This is a genomic window from Veillonella sp., assembly GCF_019414865.1.
GTDB lineage: Bacteria > Bacillota > Negativicutes > Veillonellales > Veillonellaceae > Veillonella.
Genome location: NZ_DXLG01000199.1, coordinates 1 through 1,799, shown reverse-complemented (window position 1 = coordinate 1,799; position 1,799 = coordinate 1). Strand labels below are relative to the sequence as shown.

Here is a 1,799-nt window from a genome sequence, read left to right as displayed (position 1 = left end):
TATTTATACTATAAAGTGCTTTTTGTTTTATACAGTCATTCCTAGCAAATATCCTTTTTCTATTTTTAAAGGCCATTATTTTGGTGTTACTATTCCTATTTGTTATTTCTATATTCTATATAATTCCATTGACAGAGGACTTTTGTTTTCTTAAGATAGTAAGGTATGTAATATCTTAAGTAGTAGAAAGGAATTATATGAACTCATCTACACCAGAGCCTCAAAGTGGGGCCATCGATTTCAAAGACTTTACAAAGCGGCGTATGCTACACGTAGTCTTACCTTTATTTATTGTTTCTATTATTGCCTTCTTAGATCGCGTTAATATTGCCTATGCAGGCTTGACCATGAAAGAGAATTTACCATGGTTAACACCAGAGGTATTCGGTATGGGGGCCGGTATTTTCTTTATTGGCTACGTTTTATTTGAAGTGCCAGCATCCTTAATAGCTGCTCGCTGTAATGCTATGCATTGGGTGGCTCGTATCATGTTTAGTTGGGGTCTCGTATGTATTCTTATGACGACGATGACTACAGAGTTGGAGTTTTATATTTATCGATTCTTACTCGGTCTATGTGAAGCCTCTTTATATCCTGTAATTTATTCGTTACTGATACCGAATTGGTTCTTGCCAAAGGAACGTGCGAAAGCGATCTCATTGATGTTAACATCTTTATTGTTCTCTAACATCATCGGTGGTCCATTGGCAGGTATCTTACTTGATACAACATTCTTTGGCCTTCATGGGTGGCGCACACTCTTCATCGTTGAAGCTATTCCAGCTGTTATCTTTGCTTTCATTTTTGCGTTCTGGATGAAAGAACGTCCAGATCATGCATCTTGGGTAACTGATACAGAAAAAGCCTATATCAAGGCTGAACTTGAAAAAGAAGAACAACAAAAGCAAGCTGTAAAGAAATATACTACATGGCAAGCTTTGAAAGATCCAAAAGTATTGCGTTTAGCATTAATCTATTTCTTATGGGTTATTGGTTTCTGGGGCTTTAGCTTCTGGATGCCTCAAGTTCTTAAAAGCTTATCTGGTTGGCCACCAAGCGTAGTAGCATGGTCTATTGCGATTCCCATGTCTGCTGCATTACTTGTACAAGTATATTGTGGTTATTCCTCTGAAAAGCGCAATGAAAAACGTTGGCATGTTGCCACTACATTGTTCATTGGTACTATTGGCTTCTTAGCAACACCACATAGTCCATCCCCAGAAATTAGTTTATTCTTTATCTGCTTAACTGCTGTAGGTGTTTACGGTGGCATGGGTGTATGGTGGACAATGCCAACAACTTTCTTATCTGGTGCTGCTGCGGCAGGGGCGATGGGCCTTATTAACTCCTCTGGTAACATGGGGGGCTGGGTAGGTCCTTACATGCTTGGTTTCATCAATGGTCATACAGGCAGCTTTACTTATGGTTACTATGTAATGGGCGCTTGTATGTTCCTTGCAGCTCTATTGATTTTGACATTGCCTAAATCTATGGAACACAAGGATGACTAAGTAGTCCTGCATCAAATTTCAAAATTAAAAGAGCTATATCTCTAATACATTCACATTGTAGCGAATGTATGGGGTATAGCTCTTTTTCTTTAGTAATAATGCTGTTTTATGTATAATGAGAGTAATAGAATCTACAGGATAAAAAAGAGAGAATAATATGTATAGAACGTTATTTTAGCAACCGTATTAGCAACTTTTACAATAGGCACATCTGTAAATGCTGTATCTTAAACTTAAGGAGACAAAAGATTGAAAGCGTGTAGACCCAAGTTTGATGAAATTTCATCA

General features: G+C 37.7%; 1 protein-coding gene. It reads left to right on the top strand.

The features are described from left to right. Positions 1-197: 197 nt before the first annotated feature. Complete coding sequence (locus tag QZ334_RS08225) at positions 198-1,511, top strand: MFS transporter (protein WP_295233567.1); 1,314 nt, start codon at positions 198-200, stop codon at positions 1,509-1,511. Positions 1,512-1,799: the final 288 nt, after the last annotated feature.

What these genes read in the sequence shown, in the direction of transcription:
- QZ334_RS08225 (WP_295233567.1), top strand. Translation starts at nt 198, where the DNA reads ATGAACTCATCTACACCAGAGCCTCAAAGTGGGGCCATCGATTTCAAA.